Annotated in this window: 1 protein-coding gene; it reads right to left on the bottom strand. The window is 66.5% G+C overall.

Annotation, left to right across the window (positions count from 1 at the left end; translation table 11 throughout):
- Positions 1–5: 5 nt before the first annotated feature.
- Positions 6–537, bottom strand: a 532-nt coding sequence (locus Acy02nite_RS46275) for an IS5 family transposase (RefSeq protein ID WP_203756879.1), incomplete at its 5' end; no start/stop codon positions are given.

Here is a 537-nt window from a genome sequence, read left to right as displayed (position 1 = left end):
GCAGGTCAGAGCCACTCGCAGATGATGGTGATGGTCAGGACCGCTTGGTAGCGGACGGCGAGTTTGTCGTATCGAGTGGTAACGCCACGGTGGCGTTTGAGGCGGTTGATGCCGCACTCGACGGCGTGGCGTTGCCGGTATAGGACCGGATCGAACGCGGGTGGCCGGCCGCCGCGGGAGCCTTTGGCTCTGCGGTGGGCGTCCTGGTCGATCTTGCTCGGGATACAGGCTCGGATACCGCGTTTGCGCAGGTAGCCCCGGTTGTCTTTCGAGGTGTAGGCCTTGTCGGCAAGGACCACGTCCGGGCGGGTCCGGGGCCGGCCGCCGCCCGGTCTGCCGACCCGGATCTTGCGCAGGACCGGGATGAACTGCGGGCTGTCCCCACGTTGTCCAGCGGTCACGATGAACGCCATGACCTTCTGACCCTGCTCGCAGGCCAGATGCGTCTTGGTCGTCAACCCACCTCGCGACCGGCCCAGAGCGTGATCATCGGGTTCGGTGTGAACGCCGCCGGGCGGCTCTTTCTGCAGGTGACCG

Origin of the sequence: Actinoplanes cyaneus, assembly GCF_016862095.1 — a bacterium.
Classification (GTDB): domain Bacteria; phylum Actinomycetota; class Actinomycetes; order Mycobacteriales; family Micromonosporaceae; genus Actinoplanes; species Actinoplanes cyaneus.
This window is presented reverse-complemented; position numbering and strand designations above follow the sequence as displayed.